At 59.6% G+C, this 21,059-nt stretch carries 20 protein-coding genes and 1 pseudogene; 12 read left to right on the top strand and 9 right to left on the bottom strand.

What is annotated here, in order from left to right:
* The first annotated feature begins 121 nt into the window (after positions 1 to 121).
* From QM780_RS09550 to QM780_RS09575, 6 genes and pseudogenes are all read left to right on the top strand, one after another.
* The gene (locus tag QM780_RS09550) at positions 122 to 1,192 is read left to right on the top strand and encodes a 2Fe-2S iron-sulfur cluster-binding protein (protein WP_415070233.1); all 1,071 of its coding nucleotides are present in this window, start codon (positions 122 to 124) and stop codon (positions 1,190 to 1,192) included.
* A 1-nt stretch (position 1,193) separates the two neighbouring features.
* A pseudogene (locus tag QM780_RS09555) lies at positions 1,194 to 1,514 on the top strand (multiheme c-type cytochrome); the annotation flags it as partial.
* A 178-nt stretch (positions 1,515 to 1,692) separates the two neighbouring features.
* Positions 1,693 to 2,265 (top strand): hypothetical protein, encoded by a 573-nt coding sequence (locus QM780_RS09560; protein ID WP_415072085.1) that lies wholly within the window; start codon positions 1,693 to 1,695, stop codon positions 2,263 to 2,265.
* A 56-nt stretch (positions 2,266 to 2,321) separates the two neighbouring features.
* Positions 2,322 to 3,227 (top strand): hypothetical protein, encoded by a 906-nt coding sequence (locus tag QM780_RS09565; RefSeq protein ID WP_415070234.1) that lies wholly within the window; start codon positions 2,322 to 2,324, stop codon positions 3,225 to 3,227.
* Between the two features lie 8 nt (positions 3,228 to 3,235).
* A complete protein-coding gene (locus tag QM780_RS09570; protein WP_415070235.1) occupies positions 3,236 to 5,548 on the top strand; it encodes a cytochrome c3 family protein in 2,313 nt (770 codons plus the stop codon).
* Between the two features lie 190 nt (positions 5,549 to 5,738).
* Positions 5,739 to 6,644 (top strand): tetratricopeptide repeat protein, encoded by a 906-nt coding sequence (locus tag QM780_RS09575; protein ID WP_415070236.1) that lies wholly within the window; start codon positions 5,739 to 5,741, stop codon positions 6,642 to 6,644.
* Between the two features lie 102 nt (positions 6,645 to 6,746).
* On the opposite strand, the gene QM780_RS09580 is transcribed toward QM780_RS09575, so the two are convergent.
* The 3 genes from QM780_RS09580 to QM780_RS09590 form a co-directional block, all read right to left on the bottom strand.
* Positions 6,747 to 6,938 carry a hypothetical protein gene (locus tag QM780_RS09580; protein WP_415070237.1) on the bottom strand — a complete coding sequence of 64 codons (192 nt, stop codon included), beginning with the start codon at positions 6,936 to 6,938 and terminating at the stop codon, positions 6,747 to 6,749.
* Positions 6,939 to 7,005: 67 nt separating this feature from the next.
* Entirely contained in the window at positions 7,006 to 8,418 is a 1,413-nt protein-coding gene (locus tag QM780_RS09585; protein ID WP_415070238.1) for an ammonium transporter, read from the bottom strand.
* 312 nt (positions 8,419 to 8,730) lie between these two features.
* Entirely contained in the window at positions 8,731 to 9,756 is a 1,026-nt protein-coding gene (locus QM780_RS09590) for an SH3 domain-containing protein (RefSeq protein ID WP_415070239.1), read from the bottom strand.
* A 259-nt stretch (positions 9,757 to 10,015) separates the two neighbouring features.
* On the opposite strand from QM780_RS09590, the gene QM780_RS09595 reads away from it, so the two are divergent.
* Positions 10,016 to 10,915 carry a polysaccharide deacetylase family protein gene (locus QM780_RS09595; protein WP_415070240.1) on the top strand — a complete coding sequence of 300 codons (900 nt, stop codon included), beginning with the start codon at positions 10,016 to 10,018 and terminating at the stop codon, positions 10,913 to 10,915.
* A 224-nt stretch (positions 10,916 to 11,139) separates the two neighbouring features.
* Positions 11,140 to 11,556: a nuclear transport factor 2 family protein gene (locus QM780_RS09600; protein WP_415070241.1), complete on the top strand. Its 417-nt coding sequence runs from the start codon at positions 11,140 to 11,142 to the stop codon at positions 11,554 to 11,556.
* Between the two features lie 21 nt (positions 11,557 to 11,577).
* Here QM780_RS09600 and QM780_RS09605 read toward each other — a convergent pair whose 3' ends face one another.
* Positions 11,578 to 13,311, bottom strand: coding sequence for a cytochrome c biogenesis protein DipZ (locus QM780_RS09605; protein WP_415070243.1), 1,734 nt, complete (start codon positions 13,309 to 13,311; stop codon positions 11,578 to 11,580).
* 237 nt (positions 13,312 to 13,548) lie between these two features.
* A complete protein-coding gene (locus QM780_RS09610) occupies positions 13,549 to 14,586 on the bottom strand; it encodes a glutamine synthetase beta-grasp domain-containing protein (RefSeq protein ID WP_415070245.1) in 1,038 nt (345 codons plus the stop codon).
* 139 nt (positions 14,587 to 14,725) lie between these two features.
* On the opposite strand from QM780_RS09610, the gene QM780_RS09615 reads away from it, so the two are divergent.
* Positions 14,726 to 14,992 carry a hypothetical protein gene (locus tag QM780_RS09615; RefSeq protein WP_415070246.1) on the top strand — a complete coding sequence of 89 codons (267 nt, stop codon included), beginning with the start codon at positions 14,726 to 14,728 and terminating at the stop codon, positions 14,990 to 14,992.
* A 78-nt stretch (positions 14,993 to 15,070) separates the two neighbouring features.
* Positions 15,071 to 15,271: a DUF2735 domain-containing protein gene (locus QM780_RS09620; protein ID WP_415070247.1), complete on the top strand. Its 201-nt coding sequence runs from the start codon at positions 15,071 to 15,073 to the stop codon at positions 15,269 to 15,271.
* Positions 15,272 to 15,498: 227 nt separating this feature from the next.
* On the opposite strand, the gene QM780_RS09625 is transcribed toward QM780_RS09620, so the two are convergent.
* Together QM780_RS09625 and QM780_RS09630 are read right to left on the bottom strand one after the other, a co-directional pair.
* Complete coding sequence (locus QM780_RS09625) at positions 15,499 to 16,428, bottom strand: glutaminase (protein WP_415070248.1); 930 nt, start codon at positions 16,426 to 16,428, stop codon at positions 15,499 to 15,501.
* Positions 16,429 to 16,584: 156 nt separating this feature from the next.
* Positions 16,585 to 17,025, bottom strand: a complete 441-nt coding sequence (locus tag QM780_RS09630) for a c-type cytochrome (RefSeq protein ID WP_415070249.1) — start codon at positions 17,023 to 17,025, stop codon at positions 16,585 to 16,587.
* A 189-nt stretch (positions 17,026 to 17,214) separates the two neighbouring features.
* On the opposite strand from QM780_RS09630, the gene QM780_RS09635 reads away from it, so the two are divergent.
* Positions 17,215 to 17,475, top strand: a complete 261-nt coding sequence (locus tag QM780_RS09635) for a hypothetical protein (protein WP_415070250.1) — start codon at positions 17,215 to 17,217, stop codon at positions 17,473 to 17,475.
* Positions 17,476 to 17,486: 11 nt separating this feature from the next.
* On the opposite strand, the gene QM780_RS09640 is transcribed toward QM780_RS09635, so the two are convergent.
* Positions 17,487 to 19,145, bottom strand: coding sequence for an alpha/beta hydrolase (locus tag QM780_RS09640; protein WP_415070251.1), 1,659 nt, complete (start codon positions 19,143 to 19,145; stop codon positions 17,487 to 17,489).
* A gap of 161 nt (positions 19,146 to 19,306) precedes the next feature.
* On the opposite strand from QM780_RS09640, the gene meaB reads away from it, so the two are divergent.
* On the top strand, positions 19,307 to 20,308 hold the full coding sequence (gene meaB / locus QM780_RS09645; RefSeq protein WP_415072000.1) for a methylmalonyl Co-A mutase-associated GTPase MeaB: 1,002 nt from the start codon (positions 19,307 to 19,309) through the stop codon (positions 20,306 to 20,308).
* Positions 20,309 to 20,372: 64 nt separating this feature from the next.
* Here meaB and QM780_RS09650 read toward each other — a convergent pair whose 3' ends face one another.
* Entirely contained in the window at positions 20,373 to 20,927 is a 555-nt protein-coding gene (locus tag QM780_RS09650; RefSeq protein ID WP_415070252.1) for a hypothetical protein, read from the bottom strand.
* Positions 20,928 to 21,059: the final 132 nt, after the last annotated feature.

Here is a 21,059-nt window from a genome sequence, read left to right on the forward strand (position 1 = left end):
GCCATATCACAGCATCGATTGTCAGCATGGGGATTATTACGCTGATCGCGGTCGACGCCGCGGCACAAGCATGGAGCGGTTCGGAGCACATCAAGAACCTCAAGCATTTCGGAAAGAGCTGATGACAAGACGTCACCAAATCACGATCAATGGAAAAGCATTTCGTGCACGCAGCGGCGAATTGTTGCTCGATGCGGCTCTGAGCAACGGCATTGATCTGCCGCACGATTGCCGGTCCGGCCATTGCGGCACCTGCTGCGTTCGCCTGGTGCAGGGCGACGTTGAAGGTGGCGAAGGCTCGGAACCTTCTATCGTTCATGCCTGTCAGTGCCGGGTTGTAGCTGATGCAGTCTTTGAAAGCGACAAAGCCCCGGACGTGCGGGCTGTTGATGGATTAGTCAGCTCATTGCGACCTTTGTCGGCGGACGTCATCGAGGTCGGCATCAGAACAAGCCGTGCGCTGCCCTTTCACGCCGGCCAATATACTCAGATACGCTTCAGCGGCTATCCAAGCCGGCCCTACAGCTTCACGCTTCCCCTGCACAGCAACCCAGACGGCCGATCGGTGTGGTTTCATATCCGGCGCATGAAGGGTGGTCGCGTCAGCTCATCGCTGGGCAAGCGTATCAAGACCGGCCACCGTGTGCAGCTCACGGGCCCTTATGGATCGGCCTATTTCCGAAATGAAACCAGAGGCCGTATGGTCCTCGTCGCGACCAACACCGGCTTTGCGCCGATCTGGTCGATTGCCGTTGCCGCTCTCCGAGAAAATCCGGAGCGTAGAATGATGATCATCGCGGGCGGGCGCAGCGTCGAGTCATTATATATGGGCCCGGCTCTTTCGCGGCTCGCTCAGTTTCCCAACGTCCTTGTCGTTGCCGCGTGCAGCGCGCCCGAAATCGTGCCGGGCGTCATGCAGGGCCGGCCGACCGACTTCCTGCCGCGCCTCCTACCGAGCGACGTTCTTTATGCGTGTGGAGCGCCGGAAATGGTCAACTCGGTCAAATCGTTCGCGGCACATGCGGGCGCGACCTGCCATGCAGACCCCTTCATGCCAACGATCGAAGGCAACACCGGAGCGGGTGTCGTGTCACGCGTGATCGGGCTCCTCGCCGCCCCCATCGCACGACAGGCGAAGCCGTCTGCATTCGATCACGCGGGCGATCGGCGCGAACAGATTTTGCGGGCATGAGATGCTTGGAGCCGTCGGTGTGCGTAATCTTGTTCCGAACTTATCCCGAGCGAGACTATTCCTCAGCTCTGCCGCGCTTGTTCTTTCCGGCGTTTCTCTGATTTTCTGCGCGACCGTCGGCCGTGCGGTCGCGGCCGATCCGGCCAAAATCGTCGGACCGAATGCCTGCGCGGAATGCCACAAACAGGAAACGGAAGCGTGGAAAGGAACGCATCACTTCAAAACCTTCCGCGATCTTCCGCGCGATCCGAAAGCCAACGAGATCGCCAAGCGAATGGGTGTCAGACGTATCCGGTCTGAGAGCTTGTGCCTGAATTGTCATTACACTGTGCAGCGCAAGGACGACAAAGACGAGCCGATCGCGGGCATCTCATGCGAAGTCCTGCCACAGCGGCGGGAAAGACTGGATCAAGGTTCACAGCGGCTACAGCGGCAAGACTGCAAAGACCGAAACCAAAGCCGAAAAAGATCAGCGGTGGAAACTCGCGATCTCAAAGGGAATGATTGGCCCTCGCCTCATCTATCAGCTGGCGAAAAACTGTTACGGCTGTCACGTCGTCCCGAGAGAAGACCTCGTCAACAAAGGCGGCCATCGCGCCGGGAGCGCCTTCGAACTTGTATCCTGGTCGCAGGGCGAGGTGCTGCACAACACCTGGTATTCCAAAGGGAAAGCCAACGTACCAGCCGACGCAGCGCGCAAGCGCATGCTTTATCTCGTCGGTCTTGGAGTCGAACTTGAAACGGCATTGCGCGCGGTCGGAAAAGCAACGGCGAGAAAAGCCTACGCGTTCGAAATGGCGAAGCGTGTCGATCGGGCGCGAAAGCAACTGGCTGTTGCCGCCAAGGCAGTCCCAAATGTGCCGGAAATAGCAAAGATGGTCGAATACTCGCATTCGGCCGCGCTGAAGCTCAACAACGAGCAGCTTCTATCGACGGCCGCCGATGGCGTCTCGAAGGAACTGGTGAGCATCAGCGAAAAGTACGACGGCAGCACGATGTCCGGTCTCGACAGCTTCATTCCGGGACCGGACAAATACAAAGGTGCAGCAAGGCCGGCCGCTGCCGTCAATTAAGCCGCGCGAGAAGGGGCGTGAGGGGAAGCAAACATGAATGATTTCGGAAGCTGGCGGTGAGACAGGCGCACTCACGTGCGGCGGGCGGCTCGTTCGGGTTCGTTCCGAGCTTCACCGGGTTGCTCAACGCCACGACGATTGGAGCGCTTTCGATTGCGGCCCTCTCTGCGGGCATGCTCTGGCTCGTCGGAATTTATGCGAGCGGGCTGCGCGATCCTCGATATTTGGACGGCTGGGTGCTTGCAGGCGGCATGGCGTTGCAGCTGCTTTTCCACGTTGCCATCAAGACATCGGTGTTCGCGCCAAAGTCGATCGTGCGCTGGCGGAAGGTCCATATCTTCATCGGCTATCTGCTGATCGCGGCATTCGTTTCGCATTGTGGGTTCTCTTTGCCCGACACCACATTCGAATGGGCGCTTTGGTCCGGCTTCGTCGTCATAACTTTGAGCGGGGTCTTCGGCACATATCTCAGCTGGTCGCTGCGGGCCAAGGGTGGGATCGATGAGCATATCAGTTTCGAACGCATCCCAACGCGGAGGGCCGAGCTTGCCGACGAGATTGCCGGGGTCGTCGCGTCGCGCGTTCCGGACGCAGCCGCTGCGCTTCCCTTGCCGGCGCCGCCCTATGAAGCGTGGATCGCCGATCTCTACACAAATCATCTCAGAGATTTTTTTGTCGGCCCTCGCAATTTCACCGGCCATCTGATCGGCTCGCAGCGGCCTTTGAAGCAGTTGACGGACGAGATCGATAGCTTGACGCGCTACGTCGATAGCCGGACCCAGCAGAAACTTAACGCGATCAGAGCGCTCGTCGTCGAGAAGGATCAGCTCGATTTCGCACGTGTCCATTATGGCCTGACCAAGGGTTGGCTGTTCGTGCATGTGCCTGTCACTTATGGATTGATCGTGCTGAGTGTGATGCACGTGCTTGTCGTCTATTCGTTTTCGTCCGGGGCGGGATGATGTGGCACTTGCTTTGGCCAGTAGCCAATTCATCGCCCGGCGTTTGGCGCGACCGCATCGCGAGGCTCGCTGCGTTCACAACGTTGATCTGCGTCTGCGTTGCCTTGCTGCTGACCAAAGGCACGCAGTTCCTGATGCCAGGACCAATGACGAGCGCTCATAGCGCGATCGAAAAGTGTTCGACGTGCCATACCAAAAATGGAACCGGCAAACTCAGCTGGGTCCACGGTCTCGTCGCGGGAGATCCACTCGCCGACAGCAAGGCGTGCCTCACATGCCATAAAATGCCGGCAACGGCTTTCAATCCGCATGGCGCTTCGGGCGACGCTCTGAAACAGAGCGGTAGCCGCTTGATAAAAATCGCAGCGCAAACTCCGGCACCATTATCGGCGCGCGCGCAGGACCGGGTTTTTCCGACGCGCGATATTATCAAGGGTGGCCTTTATTGCGCGACCTGCCATCAGGAACACCAAGGTGTCAATTTCAATTTGGCGAAGATCTCCAACGAACAATGCCGATCTTGTCATGAGGTGAAATTCGACAGCTTCGACGGCAACCATCCAGCGTTCGACAACTATCCATTCAAGCGGCGCACGCGGATCATTTACGACCATGCCGGACACTTCGATAAGCATTTCCCGGAAGTCGCCAAGAAGGATGCAGCCAAGCGTATTCCGGCAACCTGCTCCACATGCCACGACAGCAGCAAAGACAAACGCATCATGGCCGTTGCGCCATTCGAGCAAACTTGCAGCGGCTGCCATCTCGATCAGATCAAAGGCAAGGAGCGCGCTAGCGGTCCGAAGGGCATCGCGTTTCTGTCCTTGCCTGGGCTTGATCTGCAGACTCTGAAAAGCAGGAAGGCAGCAGTGGGTGAATGGCCCGATGCGTCCGAAGCAGAGCTCTCGCCATTTATGAAGGTCATGATCAGTCGGACGGAACCGGGCCACGCTGTCGTCCGGACCCTCGATGGTTTGAACCTCCAGGATCTGAGCAAGGCGAGCGACGTGCAAATCAACGCCGTCAAGGATCTGGTTTGGGAGATCAAGCGACTGTTCTTCGCACTCATATCCGGCAAGGCGACCGATGTTCTCGCCGACATCAAGATCGGCAATGGTGTGAAGCTTAGCCAGATGCAGGTCGCGGACCTGACCGCGAGCATCCCGCGCGATGTCATCATCGGCGCGCAGCAACAGTGGCTTCCACATCTTGCCAAGGAAATCTCTGGTGGGCCCATCGCGAGCGACGCGAACCAAGGCGGTTCGCAATCGCAGGCGACCGACGCAAAGCCGGCCGCGGCTGCGCCAGAACGTGAGACGGAAGAAGAGCGGGACTCGTCGGAAGCCAAGAAAAAAGACGAAGACACTGCGCCAGTCAAAACGGTCAAGCGCGATCCGCCGGCATGCGTCGTCAGAGTTTTTGGGCAATGTCTGCTGAACAACGGACCGGCCGAGGCGAGCCAATCCGAAGATGACGCCGGCAAAGATGGTGCTGCGCGCGACACCAACCTGCCGGCGGCGATGCAAGCCGGTCTCGGCGATCTGGCGCAGCCGGGCGCGCGCGAAGACGTGGTCGCGCAGGTCGACGGTGGCGGGAGCCAACCCAAGGCGACGAACCAGTCGGATGACTTGCTTTTTCCGACGGAAGAAGAACTTCGCGAAATGAAAACTCTCACCAAAGGAGCGGCTGGCGGCGCGGCGACTTCAGATACGGCGGCGACGTCGGCGCCCGCCAGTGCCGCGGCACCGACCGGCATCGAAAGCGGCATGGAAGCGGAAGATTGGGCCGACGACGGCGGCTGGTATCGGCAGGATTATGCGATCTTCTATCGCCCGGTCGGGCACAAGGATAAATTCATTTATTCCTGGCTCACGCTCACAGGTCCGTCGGCACCGAAAGGCGACAGGAGCCCCACCGCAGCGGTGTTTGATTCACTTACCGGCAAGGATGCCCAGGGGTCGTGCACGAAATGCCATAGCATTGATGTGAGCGGCCGAGGCCGTGTCGTCAATTTCGCGCCGGCTTCCGCCGCGACGAAGCAAGGTCAGTTCACGACCTTCATTCACGAACCGCATTTCGGCGTGATGGAAAATCGCGGCTGCCTGACGTGCCACAGCCTCGAAAAACAACAGCCCTATCTGATGAGTTATGTGCAGGGGAATCCGCTCAAATTCACATCGAATTTCGGCGTGGTGAAAAAGGATCTCTGCCAATCCTGCCACGCGACCAACGCGGTGCGCCAAGATTGTCTGACGTGCCATAAGTATCACGTGAACGGCGTCGTCACCCCGATCATGAACACGAAAATTCCGATGCAATGAAAGATGACGCGAACGAAAGATATGACCGCGCTGAACCGGCATCGTTTAGGCGGGAATTGTCGGTTGGACGCAGCAAGTTTTAGCGCAGTTGATCATTACGCGTTCCATTTACGGCCCGCTGCTTTGAAGAGCTCAAATCCAATTTGCGTCCGATTTTCTTGCTAGAAAAAAGCCTCGCGAGGATCTGGATATGACACAGCTTTATGCGACGGTGAGTTTCGGCACGACGGCGGCGCTGCTGGCGATCATCCTCGTGCTGCTACGGCTTGAAGTTCATGGCCGCTTGCCGGTTCTGGCTCTCGCACGACGATGGACCGCGATGAGCAACAGGATCTCGGCGCCGATACTGATGCTTCTTTTTGCGACCTCGATCGGCTGTCTCGCGTTCGCCGCTAGCGAAACGCATCCTACGAGCGCTGACATGGCGCTCGGCAACTCGGCAGATGCTTCATCCGCAAGTGGTGCGGGCTTCGATCCGGACACATCGCAGGCGCTCGATTCCCTTCGCGCGTATGCGGATTCGATCGATGACAGGCAACCAGGGTCGGCAACTCAAACGTCGGCACCGAATTCCGCCGCACTACCGGATGTCGACACCATGATCGCGAAGCTTCTTGCCCGTCTTGAAAAGCAGCCGAACGATGTGAAAGGCTGGAAGATGCTCGGCTGGTCTTACCTCAACACGGATCGGGCAGAGGAAGCGGTGCAGGCCTATGAAACAGCGCTGAAGCTCGATCCTGCCGACGCCGAGATCGGGAAGGCGCTGGCCGCTGCGAAATCGGCGCAGACTGCTACTGCCTCGGCGGCACCGACCGCCGGCGATGCGATGACACCCGCGAGCGGGCTTGATTCTGCAACGGCCGAACAGCGTCAGAACATGATCCGCGGTATGGTCGATCAGCTCGCGGCCCGTCTCGAAAAAAATCCGAACGATGAAGAAGGCTGGGCTCGTCTGATGCGCTCGCGGGTAACGTTGGGCGAGATGGATGCCGCGAAAAGCGCGCTATCGAAAGCGCTCGCCACGTTTGAAGCCGACGCGCAAGCGAAGACCAGATTGAGCGAAGCGGCGCGCGAACTCGGCATTCAGAAGAATTAGCCGAACCCTCAAAGAGATAAGATGTTGCTAAAAGCGAAGAGGCCCCCGCAGGCAGGGGCCCCTCCTTAAGCGCCGTCAGGGAACAGCGCGTCTCGCGGAACTTTACTCGGCCGGACTTGCCGTGAAGTTGCCGATGATCGTTTTGTGATGTTTCGCTTCCATGCCGATCTGGAAAATGAAGAAGGCGATGAAGAACGCCAGGATGGCGAGAGAAAACAGTATTTCATCGCCATGGAACGGATAGATCGCTCCCATCTCGGTAAGCTTGGATAGGCTGGTGACACCGGTGTTCATGGGTTTCTCCTGTCGGATCTCATGACATGACGACCGGCGGCAATAATATCGCCGCCGGTATGAGGACCTAGATGCGGACTTCCTTACGCTGCAGCGCTTCGAATGCCGCTTCCGCTCCGGAAATGTTTGGATAGGTGGATTCAACGTGCTCACCGTCGAGACCGGTCAGCTCGACCTTCGCATCGACGCGAAGCAGACCCAACATCTTCAGAAGTTTGCCGATGATGTAGCCAGGCACGAGACCGAACCCGATCGCAAAGACGAACGAGACGATGGCATTGCCAATCGGAGTGACGATCGGAAGATTTTCGGAATTGGTACCGAACCAGCCGGCGCCTTCCGAGAGACTGACTGCGGTGCCTGCGCTCGGCAGGATCGCTGGGTAGCCCCATAGTGCAAACCCGGCAACGATGCCGCCGAACAAGCCGCAATAGCCATGCACCGCCACCGCGCCGACAGCGTCGTCGAGCTTGAATTTCTTCTCGACCCAGTTGTGGGCGTAGTAGGCCATCACCGTTCCCGCGACCGCAATCGCGAGCGCGACGACGGGATGGTAGAGGTCGTTACCGGCGCTCGCGGAGATGAGACCTGTGAGGCCACCCGAGAACGTCCAGAAGGCATTGCCGTTCGATACGAGATAGGCCGTCATCATGCCGCCGAAGAGGGCGAGCAGGAAGTTCATCGTGACACCCGAGAGCGTGATCGGGAAGCCGTAGATGTTGGTCGCGGTCCAATAGGCCGGCTGGCCTTCGGCCGCGACGTTGGCCATCGGGATGTGGCACGCGGCATAGAAACCGAAGAAGCCGACGTAGATCATGAAGAGACCGACGGTGACCATCCACGGATTATGCGCCGGGATCTCGCGCGGCGTGCCGTCCGGAGCGAACTTACCGATGCGCGGGCCGAGGTTGAGCAGAATACCGAGCGCAGCAAAGCCCGACACCGAGTGCAGCACCGCCGAGCAGTATTGGTCGTGGAAGCCGAGATACTGCGTCATCCAGCCGTTGCCGGACCAGCCCCAGGCGGCGGGCAGAACCCATGCGACCGCGCCGACATAGATGGCGATAATCAAAAACCCCGATGTCTTGGCGCGTTCGATGATCGAGCCGGAGACGATCGAGGCCGCCGTCATACCGAAGAGCGCGAAAGCGCCCCAGAAGACGCCGGAGATTCGATCGGAAAGGTTCGGAGCGAGCTTATCGGACCAAGGTTCGAAGCCGGTTGCAAAGCTGACGGCCGTCGAATTCACCGGCCATCCCTGCAGGCCAATGTAGATCCACATGCCGAAGAGGAAGAAGGCGAGGCCGACGACAGGAATGGCCATCGCGTTTTTCAAGAGCGTGTGTTGAACGTTTTTCGTTCTCGCAACGCCGACTTCGTACATGCAGAAGCCGATGTGGATGAAGAACATCAGAACGATGGTCAGAAAGAAATAGAACTCCGTGAAAATCGTCAGCATTGCCGTTGATTGATCGGCCATGAGTGACTCCCCTATTCACGCCTGCCCCGCCGCAAAGCGTGCCAAGGCGTCGCTACCTTACGAAAATGTAAAGCGCAGGATTCATGCCAATCGCCGAGATCGCCGTTCGCTGCGTTCTTGCGAGGAAATTCAGCCTATTCTCTAGAAAGTAAGATCGCGTTTTTGCCCAGAATTTGGGCTGCCGCCCGACATTTGAGCGCAAAAGCCCCGAGTTACGGAGCGACCATCGCTTTCGAAAACGATGTTTTCAGGCGAGCGTCACAGAAGGAGGAGTTCAAGTCGGCGGGCAGTGCCGAACGGACGCCGGTGCACCTATTTCGCGCCGTCGTCCCAATAGTTGAGATCGGAAGCTGCGGCGGTGTTCGCGGCAGTCTCCTCGGCGAGATAACGCCGGTTCACCCAACCGACCAATGTCCGGTGTCTCACGGGGCACCAGTCGTTCAGGCACGCGCCCGTAATTGCTATGCCGTGGCTGTTCGGCGGTATCCTGCCGACCGTCTGATAATCCGGCGACGGGCCGGTGCGAATGTTCAATACGTCGCTCGGATCGACACCGGCGACGCGGAATGGCTTACCGACGGTCTTTGGAGCTTCAGCCTTGGCAACTTCCACTTTTGCGGGCTGGACCCTGGAAGCTGCGCTTTTTGGGGTCTTGAAGAACTGCGGTTTGACCGAAGCGATGGCGACACTATCGCTATGATGTGGCCGAACAGCCGGATGCGGCGCCGGCACATTAAGCGCCACAGCAGTCATAGGCTTTACGGCAGGTTCTGAGGCATCCGAGGCCGTGGCCTTCTCGGCCGAAGCTAGAGACTTATGCTCTTCTGCCTTCGCCGCGGCTTCAGCCTTGCGTTCGCTCGCCGCCAGGACGACGTCCTGCTTTCTCTCCGCCACTTCATGCGCGGGCGCGGCTTTCTTCACCTCGGCGACAATCTGAGCGGATTTCGAGACAGGTCCGCCCAGTTCGACAATGGTGCCAGTACCCGTATCGCCGTCGTCACGTCGCCAAGTGAAGCGCTTGCCTTCGACACTGATCGTTGCGCAGCGCTGCTCAGCGTCGAACCAACGAAACCATTTGAAGCAGACCCGATCGTTAGCGACCCACCAGCGGCCGCGATCCTTTGCAGCGCCCAAGACGGCGCCGAGGGCCGTGCCTGCTTCGCCCTCCATCATGCCGTCGTGGCCGATGCGGACTGAAACCGTGCTTCCCACCGGCGTATCGAGCGCCAAGAGGGAACCGCTCAGCGTCGTTTTGATCACCTCGCCCGTGAGTTTTCCGTCGGCGGCAGCGACGGGGCCCGCAGCAAAACAACCGAGCAACATTACGAGCTTACGCACATCCGCTCCTGGTAGGGACTGGTTAACCACTTTGCTAGCCAAGTGTGGCAGAGATTCGATTGCAGGCTGGTAAATGGACGTGCCTATACGACCAAGGCTCTATGCGGCCTGTTGGCCCGCTGGCCTCAATTCAGCTCGACCGCGCTTTTTTGCGTTCCAATGCGTTGTATTGACGGTTTGATAGCGATCGAGACGAGGCTCTACCGCGAGCAAGCCTTGGTCTCCGAACGAGTGATTTGGTCCTTCGGGGGAGGACGGCATGCAGCGCCGTTGGAAACTAAGCTTTGCCGTTTCGAGCGCCCTCTTGCTCAGTCTCTCAGCGGCGCATGCGCGCGCGGATGAGACGTGCGCTGCCGGCACGCTCGGTGTGTCGCGGACGATCGAAGTCGATACGACCGGCGGACCATGGTTCGGCGAACCTCACGGCGATCGCGACTTTCTGAAACCGGGCGAAGTGGTTCTGACGTTCGACGACGGCCCCTCTCCGGCCGATACGCGGGAAATTCTCGCGGCGCTGGCGAAGCAATGCACCAAGGCGACGTTCTTCATGGTCGGCGAGATGGTTGCCGTTCACCCCGAAATCGTCAAGGAAGTCGCATCACAGGGACATACGATCGGAACCCACACTTGGTCTCATCCCAACGTCGCGCGCTTGACACTGCCCGAGATCCAACACGAGGTCGAAGCGACCTTCGATATCGTGCAGAAGAACAGCCCGGAGCCCGTGGCGCCGTTTTTTCGCTATCCATATCTGAGCAGCAGCAAGCTTTCTGAAGACTATATGAAGAGCCGGAACATCGGGCAATTCGCGGTCGATATCGACTCGTCGGATTGGCGCGTTCGAGGGTCTGCGCCCGTCATTTCGCGCGTGATGGCCGGTCTCAAAGCGCGCGGCCGCGGCATCATCCTGATGCACGACATTCACAAGTGGACCGCGGACGCCGTCGGCCAACTTCTGACGAAGCTCAAAGCCGGTGGATATAAAGTCGTGGCGCTGAAAGCCAAGACGCCTGTTCAGATCATTGCCGATGTTACGCCACCGGCACCGAAGCCGGCGGTAAAGTATGCTTCCCGCAAAACCAAACGTGCCTATGGGAAATATTCCCTACGGGGACGCAAGGCGGCGCACTTGTCTCGGACGCGCGCTGCCGTCGAGTGATGCGAGAATTATCATTGCGACCTTGACCGCTCGAACTCGCCCTCAGCAAATCTGGCAAGGCCTGAAAATCTCACGATCGGCCGATGTCCTGCTGGCTATTTCGCCTATGTCTCGTATATAGTTGGTTTCGTTGTGTGCCGCTGTCGTCAAAGCCGTGCGCGACGTGTGGGGATGCGTTCAGCAGAGATCGTTCGAACATCAACATCGATACAGTCATCGCGATCTTGGAATCCGCTCAGGAGGCATGGAACTCCGGCAGCGTCGAAGGGGTGCTGGATAAATACGTCGACGACATCGTCTACACTACGAATACCGGTGGTCCGAACGGCGAATCTTTGACAATTCGGGGCAAGGAAAACGTCCGGCTTCGCTTCCAGAAGGCGATGGAAGTGATCGACAGCCGCTCACATCTGGAATCGGCGCGATGGGAAAACGGCCTGGTCCGGACACGGCTGACCGCTGAGTTGCGTCATCGCGCGACCGGTCACTGCCTACAGCTCTCTCTGCGTCAGGTTCTTCGCTTCCGGGGTTTCAGGATCGCCGAAATGCAAGATTTCCATGACGCTGCGAAGCTCGCTGCGTTCTGGCGACTGATCGGCGACCCTCTCTCCAGAATTAAAAACAGCGCGGAGTCGGTCTAGCGGGCGGCTCAGAACGAGACGTCAGCCGAATGTGAATGCGTAGGCCTGAACCCCGGGATCGAGAAATCTGATTTCGAAAGTGCGATCCTCGATCGGGCCCTGCTGGCGAACGAGCTGGTAGAGCCGTTGTGTCGTAACAGTCCCTTCGCCGTCGGCAGAAACATCAGCGCCGTGGCTATCTCCTGGAGCGTGGCCATCGATGGTGATCTTGAACCGTACGGGCTTGCCGTCAGAGCCCGGCGCCAAAACAAGATGCAGATCGCGCGCGTGAAATTTGTAGCTGATGGAGCCGTTCTCCGCGTTGAGCGCGGCGTGCTCGGGCGTGATCGTCCAGTTGCCGGACAGGGCCCAGTCGTTGAGCTCGGCAGGCGCGCCAGTATAATCGTGCGAGGCGTCATGGACGGCTCCGCCAGGGGAGACGAAATTTTCAGCGCGCCGATAACCGACGTAGGTCTCGGGTGATCTGACCGTGTCGGATGCACCGGCCTCGATGCCTTTGGTGTCGACGGCAACAGTTCCCGTCGCTATGTTCTTATGGCCGGCCTCTGCGAGCAGCGCTTGAATGACGCGCTCGGAGCGATCGTAACTGCCTTCGCCGAAATGGTGATGCCGGATGTTTCCGTCGGCATCGATGAAGTAGTGCGCGGGCCAATACTCGTTATTGAAGGCGCGCCAGATGGCATAGTCGTTGTCGATCGCCACCGGATAGGTGACGCCAAGGTCGGTCACGGCGCGTTTGACGTTGTCGATGTTCCTCTCGAAAGCGAACTCCGGTGTGTGTACGCCAATCACGACGAGGCCCTGATCCTTGTATTTGTCGGCCCAGGCTTTGACGTACGGCAGCGCACGCAGACAGTTTATGCAGGAGTAGGTCCAGAAATCGACCAGAACGACCTTGCCCTTCAGCGCCTCGCGCGTCAGCGGTTTCGAATTCAGCCACGCGACAGCGCCATTGATTGGCGGCATCTTGCCTTCGACCGGGAGGCTAGTGTCTTCGCCCGCAAGAGAGACATCGGGCATCGATGCATGGCCGCGGAATGAATCGATCAGGCGCTGTTCAATCGAAGCGGTGCTCGCGAGCGACAAGCGCGTCAACGCACCGGTGTCGGCGCCGAGCGCTATCGCGCCAGCCGACAGAAGAACCAGGACGCCAATGCCGCGGCGGAGCCATTCGCCGACACCGAGCGATCGCTTCATGGCGGCAAAAACTTTGCCGCCGGCAAGAAGCGCCAACGCCAGCGAAGTCGCCGCCCCGGCCGCGTAAGCCGTGAGCAGCAGCGTCGTCGTCGCGCTCGCGCCATTGAGTGCGGCGCCCGTCAAGATAAGCCCGAGCACCGGGCCTGCGCAGGGAGCCCACAGGAGGCCGATCGCAACGCCGAGCAGGAGCGATGGCCAGATCGTGGCGTGACCCGCTGCTGCGGTGTCGGCCCTGCGAGACAGCCTGTCGCCCAGCGCCACGAGGGGTTGTGATAGGCGTTCGGAGAGTTCGGGGAAAATCAATGCGAGGCCAAAGAGCGCGACGAGCAGGAGGGCTGCGTAACGTCCGTATTCGTTGGCGGCTACGGCCCAACCGCCCCCGACGGCTGCCAAGGTTGCCACAACGGCAAATGTCGCTGCCATGCCGATAAGGGTGGGCAAGCCATTTTGGAGGAACGGCCGGTCGGCGCGCGCGAAGACGAAGGGCAAGACGGGCAAAATACAGGGGCTGACGATGGTCAGCACGCCGCCGAGGTATGCGAGCAGGAGAAGGAGCATTTCCGATCTCTAACGTGGACGAACTGTCATCGGCCAGCCTATTTGCTAGGCCAAGCGCTCATGCCGAACAGTACGCGGCGTCGAAGTCGGACGTTACAATGTTCACGGATTTGCGGGCGCACCCGCTCCGCCGGTTGGAGCGCGTTCGAGGCACGCCGAAAGGCAAGTCAGGGCGGCAGGGTCCACCAGATAAACTCATGGCGCCGACTGGAAAAGCCGGCGCCATGATTAGAGAGCTTAAGCAGCCTTCGCAGCGGCGCCGGCCGGCACTTCCGAGATCGTCTTCAGGATCTGCGAAGCGATGGCGTATGGGTCACCCTGCGAGTTCGGACGGCGATCTTCGAGGTAGCCCTTGTAGCCGTTCTTCACGAACGAGTGCGGGACGCGGATCGAGGCACCGCGGTCGGCAACGCCGTAGCTGAACTTGTTCCACGGCGCGGTCTCGTGCTTGCCGGTCAGACGCTTGTCGTTGTCCGGGCCGTAGACGTTGATGTGGTCCATAAGGTTCTTATCGAAGTTCTTCATCAGCGCTTCGAAGTAATCCTTGCCGCCGACCGTACGCATGTATTCGGTCGAGAAGTTGGCGTGCATGCCCGAGCCATTCCAGTCGGTATCACCGAGCGGCTTGCAATGGAATTCGATGTCGATGCCGTACTTTTCCGTCAGACGGAGAAGCAGGTAGCGCGCCATCCACATTTCGTCAGCGGCCTTCTTGGAGCCCTTGCCGAAAATCTGGAATTCCCACTGACCCTTCGCCACTTCGGCGTTGATGCCTTCGTGGTTGATACCAGCAGCCAAGCACTGATCGAGATGCTCTTCGACGATCGCGCGGGCAACGTCGCCGACGTTCTTGTAGCCAACGCCCGTGTAGTACTCGCCCTGCGGAGCGGGGTAGCCCTCAGACGGGAAGCCGAGCGGACGGCCATTCTTGTAGAAGAAGTATTCCTGCTCGAAGCCGAACCAGGCGCCGGCGTCGTCGAGAATGGTCGCGCGCCTGTTGGAAACGTGCGGCGTGACACCATCCGGCATCATGACTTCGCACATCACGAGAACGCCGTTGGTACGGGCGGGATCGGGATAGTGGGCGACGGGCTTCAGAACGCAATCGGAGCTGTGGCCCTCAGCCTGCTGGGTCGACGAACCGTCGAAGCCCCAGAGCGGGAGATCGGCGAGATCGGGGAATGAGCTGTATTCCTTGATCTGCGTCTTGCCGCGCAGGTTGGGCACCGGCTTGTAGCCATCGAGCCAAATATACTCAAGTTTGTACTTCGTCATTCTGGACTGCTCCCTAAGTTTGACGTCTGTGAAATTCCTAGTGCGTGCGCGGCCGCCGATGGCGCAGCTGGCCACGAAGGCCCGAAGGCGCGGGGGGCGCGGCAAACGCGCTCCGGCATCTGGGAGAAATGGCGATCACATGGATGCCGCCGTGACGCCGCCGGGCGGCGCTTCTCACGGCTTTGAAAATGCCTCCAGACACATTCCCGGTGCTGAGGTGATTAACCTCGGCCTGGGAACTGGCAGTCAGCATCCGACCTCCTTATGTGAAGCATCCCCGACAGAGCCAAAAGGCGATGCGGCGGAACACGACGGCAGCAATAAGCGTTCACTACCGCGACGGATGCTACCGAAAGATGCAAAAGCTGGCATGCTCATAATATGGGCAATTGCTGATTTTAATTGAGGCATCAGGAAAATCAGGCCACCATATGGGACGAGCCGGTAAGCTCAAGCGCCCGGCGAAGCGAAACGAGAGGCTAAAATGGAAGAAAGGCAATTAAGACCCACTGCGAAAATCTATCAGTTCCCCAAGGGCGGACGTGCGTCGTTGCACGGAGAGCGCTTGGTGAAGACGGCCGCTGCGATCTTGCCGGCATGGCATTTCCGCAAGGTCGGGTTTAGCGACTGCTGGTATCATGAAGAAGCAGTCGAGGAAGACGCACGCGTGGTGCGTTGGAGCTGATGCGCCACATCATCTTGGTGGCTACAAACTTCACACAATGTCCGGCGATGGTCGCGCGAAGGGTTGATTGAACCTTTTGCGCGAATTGGCGTTTCTGCGTGCAGTCGCCAATCATCGTTAATTTCCGGATCATTTCACGGTAATCCGCACCGAATTGGAAAAAAGCGCGTCGCGCGGCCTGTGCTTAGGCGGACGAAATTCGAGACGCGCGGTTCTATCGGTTGGCGTCAGGCGCCGAAGACCGACCACCCCATCTTCATCGCCAGTTTCTCAAGCGCCATCTGGCCGAGGCGAGAGTTGCCCGACGGATCGAGGCCCGGCGACCAGACCGCGATAGAAGCCTTACCCGGCGCGACAGCCAAGATGCCGCCGCCGACGCCGCTCTTGCCCGGCAGACCGACTCGGTAGGCGAATTCGCCCGAACCATCGTAATGGCCGCAGGTCAGCATGAGCGCGTTGATCCGACGCGCTCGCTCGGGTTGAACAACGGGCAGTCCGGTCGAGGGATTGCTGCCAAATTGTGCAAGAAAGCGTCCTGCCATCGCCAACTGGCGGCATGACATGGCGATGGCGCAATGGTGAAAGTAGACGCCGAGAGTAAAGTCGACCGGGTTATCGAGGACGCCGAAGGACTTCATGTAATTGGCCAGAGCAGCGTTTCGGAAGCCCGTCCGATGCTCTGAGGCCGCGACCTCATGGTCGATCATGATGCTCGGGTCGTCGGCGAGAAATTGCATGAACCTCAGGATTTCGCCGAGCGCCTCACGCGGTAGATGGCCGGACAGAATCATGTCGGTCACGGCGATCGCGCCAGCATTGATGAATGGATTGCGCGGAATGCCCTGCTCACGCTCGAGCTGAACGATCGAGTTGAATGGGCTACCCGATGGTTCGCGGCCGACGCGCGTCCAAAGCCGATTGCCGAACTTCCCCAGCGCCAAGGTCAGAGTGAAAACCTTCGAGATGCTTTGAATGGAGAACGGCACGTCGCCGTCGCCACCGACGACAACGTTGTTGTCGCTGTCGATGACGGCGATGCCGAAATATTTCGGATCAACGCGTGCGAGTTCCGGAATGTAGGAGGCGACGGTGCCGCGTTCGGCCATGCCGCGCATATCATCGACAATCTCTTCGACAACCGTCTTGAGCTTGCTCACCGGCCTTCCAATCGTGCTGTTGCGACCCCGTCGACTTTCTAACGGGCCAGCACCAAATCGCACAAGTTCCGGTGACGCAGTGGCATCGTTTTGCGGCGCGACGACGCAAGACGGCACATGCGTCGAGCCCAGACGAAACGTTGCCCGCGGCGCGAGTTACTTGCTTTGGATCGACTGAATATAGCTCTTTAGCTCGATGACTGCGCGTCGCGAAAATGCAGCGCCGCCCTTGCCAGTGCCGCCTTCCAGGCTGAAGACCTTGCCCCAAATCGGCATTGCCCGCTCGCCGTGCGCCTGAATATCTCCGCCGTAGCGAATGATCTCGGCGATACGCTCGGCCGGAAAGGTTCCGCCGTTGCTCTTGCTGATGGCGGTCAGGTTGGCCGGGTGGACGGTCAGGACCTTGGCCATCGGGCCATCGCCCGTGCCGTCGGCGCCGTGACACTGGGCGCAGTGCTCACGATAAAGCTCTGAACCTTGGGGCACCTTGATTTGGGCCAGCGTGTCGGCGGAGGCTTTGCAAAAAAATGGAACCGGCCAAGCGACCAACGCGAGAAATCCAAAAATGACTGCCGCCGGCATCTGCCTATCGATCATCTGAGCACCACCGCATCTAAATTTTTCCGTCCCATTCCGCACGTTCCGCGAGCTTGCGCTTTGACGACGGACAAATTGCCCTGTTGCAAGGGCGCAGGCGGCCTGCGGAGGACCGGTCTCCATCCATAGCACAAGGGAACTTTCGCAACTCCCCTCACGTTCTAATTTGGATTTTAGGGAGTTTGCGTCGTGGACGGATTTTTAAGCGACATTCTATTGATTTTGTCGTTGATCGGCGCGCCGATAATTCTGCTTACCCTGCTCTACTACGGTTTAACGATTTCGGAGCGCCGCCACCACGGCGGCGATGCGAGCCGAGAGCCTTCATCCGGCGCGCGGCAGCCAGCGGAGCGAGGGCAGGAGGAAAAGAAATCGGCCCGGCGGACCAGCCACCTTTTCGGCTTTCTGGAACACCGAAACGGGACGCCCGGAAGCGGCGCCAGCGGCTAGCGTTCCCTTACCTAGTTCGACGCTTCGAAACGCCAGAATGTGCCTGCCGCCGATTCCACCGCGACAATGCTGTTCAAGCGCTTGTTCGGAGGTCGAATACCGTATTCGACCAGCGCTTTGACGTCGCTAAGCAAAGCCGGGTTCTCGGCGTAGCCGGAGTGATTGAGGCCGAGGGCATCGGTCGAAACGGCCGAGACGTCGATGGTGTCGACCCCCGGGACGATCAACGGACCATCCTTGGGAATGTCGCCGGCGCGCGGCACGCCGCCCCAGAAGCGTGTCGAATAGCCCAGCGCCTTGTCGTTTGACGCCGCATAGAGCGTCACGCCCTTGGCGAAGTTCGTGATCTCGCGCGCGATGATATTGAACTTGTCCCGGTCGACGTCGGGCGCGGCCAGGATCACCTGGCTTATGACCACACCCTTGGGAATCTTCGGCCTCAGGCGTTCAAGCACGCGGAGCAGAAGCTCATTGCCCATCGAATGCGCTATGAGGCTGATGGATTTTGCGCCGCTCTTCTGGATGACCATGTCGAGAAATTCCGCGAGCATCGGCTCGGCCTGCTCGACGCTGCCGTGGTCGTAAGTGTAGCTCGCGACGTTGCCGCCCGAGGGCCAGCTATAAAGGAACGGAACGCCGTCGAAGCCCAAGTCGTAAGCGATTTGCGCGGTCCGATAGAGAGCGCAATCGAACGATGTGTTGAAGCCATGGACGAAAACGAAGGCGTGGTCTTTGAAGGTCGATGATTTCGCGATCTGCTCCCTGACCAGGGCGAGCATCTGATCCTCGGTGAGGCTAGTGATTTCCTGCACCGTGAAGTGCTTATCGGGGTCTTCCTTCTCGGCGTAGATCTTGATCTTGAAATAGGGGATCTCGATTTCGCGCGGCCGCTCGATCTGCGGAACCTTATGCACGAATGGGACGGTTATCAGCGCCCTGCCAAGCTGTAGCTTATGTCCGCGCTCCGATCCGAACTGCAGGCGCGCCGGGTCGGGTTCGACGGCGCGGTCCGTGCCATAGAAAACAGGGATGACCTTATATTTCTTGTTCGGGTCCGCCTCGATGGCGGCGCGAGCGGCTGTGGCTGGTGCAGCGGGCGGAGGAGCAGCGGCGGCGGGCGGCGGTGGCGGAGGGGGCATCGGAGCGGCCGTTTCATCGACCGGCGGAGCCGCCTCGACTGGCGCCGGTGCTTCAGCTGTCGCCGGCTCTTCGGGTGCAGGTGCCGCCGGCGCATCGGCCTCGCCTGACGCGCGTGGCTCGTCCTGTGCTGAATCGGGCGCGGCTCCGCCTCCGGCTCCTTGCTCGCTTTCGGTTTCTTCCGTCGGCGGCGGCGCGGCTTTCTTCTTGCGATAGGCGTGTCTCTCGATCCCGGGCTGCTCTTCGGACGGCGCTGTCTGCTTTTGATCGTTGTCGCCGAACGAAGGCTCAGGCGAAGGTTCTGCCTGCGGCTTAGGAGCGGATGCCTGCGGGGCTGGCGAAGGCGGGGGCGCAGCGCCACCTGCCGGTTCCTCGGCGACAGACCGCGATTGTTCTTCGGGGGCTTTGGCCAACTTAGGCGCTTGGGTACAGCCCGCCAGCAATGCCGATGCAATGACTACGGCCAATCCTGCGCGCACGAGCGATGCTGGCCGGCGCCAGCCTTTGGCTGCGGAAATCACGTTCCCCTCCATTGACGCGGCCCTCCCCAAAAGGCGACGGAGCTTGAGCTTAGCAAGCAACCGGCTCTATGGCATGGGAATGTGACGAGGAAGAGCGAAAATCCCGCCTTGCGGTGAAGCGGTTTCCTGTCCAGGGTCGCGTCGTAGAAAGAACAGGATTCAGCATCTGCATCATGGCCGTAACCGCCCTTCCAGCACACAAAATTTCAGTTACCGACTATGTCTCGGGCATAGCCGCGGGCGATCGGGCCATGCTCGCGCGCGCCATCACGCTTGTGGAAAGCTCGAATCCCGAACACGGACGGTTGGCGCAGAAAGTACTGCAGGAGCTGCTGCCCAGGACCGGCAAAGCGGTCCGGCTCGGTATCACTGGCGTGCCGGGTGTCGGTAAATCGACGACGATCGATCAGCTCGGCATGAACCTGATCTCCGAAGGCCATCTCGTGGCCGTGCTCGCGATTGATCCGACGTCGAAGCGGTCCGGTGGGTCGATCCTCGGCGACAAGACACGCATGAACGAGCTTGCCCAGCAAAAGAATGCGTTCATCCGGCCCTCGCCATCATCCGGGACGCTTGGGGGCGTGACGCGGCGCACGCGCGAGACGATGGCTTTGGTCGAGGCGGCGGGTTTCGACGTCGTGATCGTCGAAACGGTCGGCGTCGGGCAGTCGGAGGTTGCCGTTGCCGACATGGTCGATTTCTTCCTCGTCCTTCTGCTTGCTGGCGGCGGAGACGACCTGCAGGGGATCAAGAAGGGCATTATTGAGCTTGCCGACATGATTGCCATCAACAAAGCCGACGGCGACAACATCAAGCGCGCGCAGAGCGCGGCGGCCGACTACAAGAATGCGTTGCAGATCTTCACCCCGCATGGCGCGACCTGGTTTCCGCCGGTGCTGACCGTTTCGGGACGTGACAATCGCGGCCTCAAGGAGCTGTGGGAGAAAGTGCTCGAACATCGCAAGACGATGAGCGAGACGGGCGAATTCACGAAGCGTCGTCAGATGCAAGCGGTGTCGTGGATGCGCGACATGCTGGAAGATCGGCTGATGAGCGCACTCAAGGCGAACCCGGACGTCGGCGCGGAGCTGCCGAAGATCGAAGCGTCGGTGCGCGAGGGCACCCTGCTGCCGACGTTGGCCGTCGACAAGGTCATGGCGATGATGGGATTGTGACGAACAATTGCGCCCCGGATTTCAGTCCCCGGGGCGCATGTCGTGTTCGTCCGCTTGGGTGCGATTATCGCGAGATGCTGCCGGTTTCGATCAGGTGCCGCTCGGAAGTCACCGCGGACAGCGAAATTTCGATTTCGGCATTGCGTGCCGCCGCGAATTGCTCTTCCTGGCGTGCTGCCGCGACGGCGGCCAACGATCGTTCGATCTCGGCATTGCGTGCCTCGGCGAACCGGACCGCTTCGTAGACTGCCATGGCGGCATCGATTTCCTGATTGCGCTCTTTTTCGAACTCGGCGAGCTGGATGGCGGCGACGCGCGCCATCGATGCATCGGCGAGCGCGTTCTGCTCGCGTTCGAGGTCGGCAACGTCCGATTGCTGCGCCTCTTCGGCGCGCGCCCGGGCGACGGCGGCGAGAGACGCGTTGATCTCTTCGTTACGTTCGCGATCGAATTTCGCTTGAGCCGAAGCAGCGAGCGCCGCATCGATCAGTTCATTCTGATGCCGCGCGAACTCAGCGTCCGAGATGGTCTGAGTTTCGTCGGCAAAAGCGGAGTTCCCCTCGGCGGGGAATGCAAGTCCCGTCAGGACAATTGCAAGCAAAATGCGCATGTACGACATCTGAGATTGATCCTCGCTCGAAAAAATCTATTCGCGGCTTTCACCGCCGGCAGGATCGAATTTGAATCCATTTTGCTTAAAATTGCGTGCACCTTGGGTGCTAAAAAACCAAGCATTTCCCTCACTTTAGCA

It is taken from the genome of Hyphomicrobium sp. (assembly GCF_047600905.1).
Classification (GTDB): Bacteria; Pseudomonadota; Alphaproteobacteria; order Rhizobiales; family Hyphomicrobiaceae; genus Hyphomicrobium_B.

Bases quoted from the DNA above. Each gene is read 5' to 3' on its own strand.
- QM780_RS09550 (WP_415070233.1), top strand. From the start codon at position 122: ATGACAAGACGTCACCAAATCACGATCAATGGAAAAGCATTTCGTGCA.
- QM780_RS09560 (WP_415072085.1), top strand. From the start codon at position 1,693: ATGATTGGCCCTCGCCTCATCTATCAGCTGGCGAAAAACTGTTACGGC.
- QM780_RS09575 (WP_415070236.1), top strand. From the start codon at position 5,739: ATGACACAGCTTTATGCGACGGTGAGTTTCGGCACGACGGCGGCGCTG.
- QM780_RS09580 (WP_415070237.1), bottom strand. From the start codon at position 6,938: ATGAACACCGGTGTCACCAGCCTATCCAAGCTTACCGAGATGGGAGCG.
- QM780_RS09585 (WP_415070238.1), bottom strand. From the start codon at position 8,418: ATGGCCGATCAATCAACGGCAATGCTGACGATTTTCACGGAGTTCTAT.
- QM780_RS09595 (WP_415070240.1), top strand. From the start codon at position 10,016: ATGCAGCGCCGTTGGAAACTAAGCTTTGCCGTTTCGAGCGCCCTCTTG.
- QM780_RS09605 (WP_415070243.1), bottom strand. From the start codon at position 13,311: ATGCTCCTTCTCCTGCTCGCATACCTCGGCGGCGTGCTGACCATCGTC.
- QM780_RS09610 (WP_415070245.1), bottom strand. From the start codon at position 14,586: ATGACGAAGTACAAACTTGAGTATATTTGGCTCGATGGCTACAAGCCG.
- QM780_RS09615 (WP_415070246.1), top strand. From the start codon at position 14,726: ATGGATGCCGCCGTGACGCCGCCGGGCGGCGCTTCTCACGGCTTTGAA.
- QM780_RS09620 (WP_415070247.1), top strand. From the start codon at position 15,071: ATGGAAGAAAGGCAATTAAGACCCACTGCGAAAATCTATCAGTTCCCC.
- QM780_RS09630 (WP_415070249.1), bottom strand. From the start codon at position 17,025: ATGATCGATAGGCAGATGCCGGCGGCAGTCATTTTTGGATTTCTCGCG.
- QM780_RS09640 (WP_415070251.1), bottom strand. From the start codon at position 19,145: ATGGAGGGGAACGTGATTTCCGCAGCCAAAGGCTGGCGCCGGCCAGCA.
- meaB (WP_415072000.1), top strand. From the start codon at position 19,307: ATGGCCGTAACCGCCCTTCCAGCACACAAAATTTCAGTTACCGACTAT.
- QM780_RS09650 (WP_415070252.1), bottom strand. From the start codon at position 20,927: ATGTCGTACATGCGCATTTTGCTTGCAATTGTCCTGACGGGACTTGCA.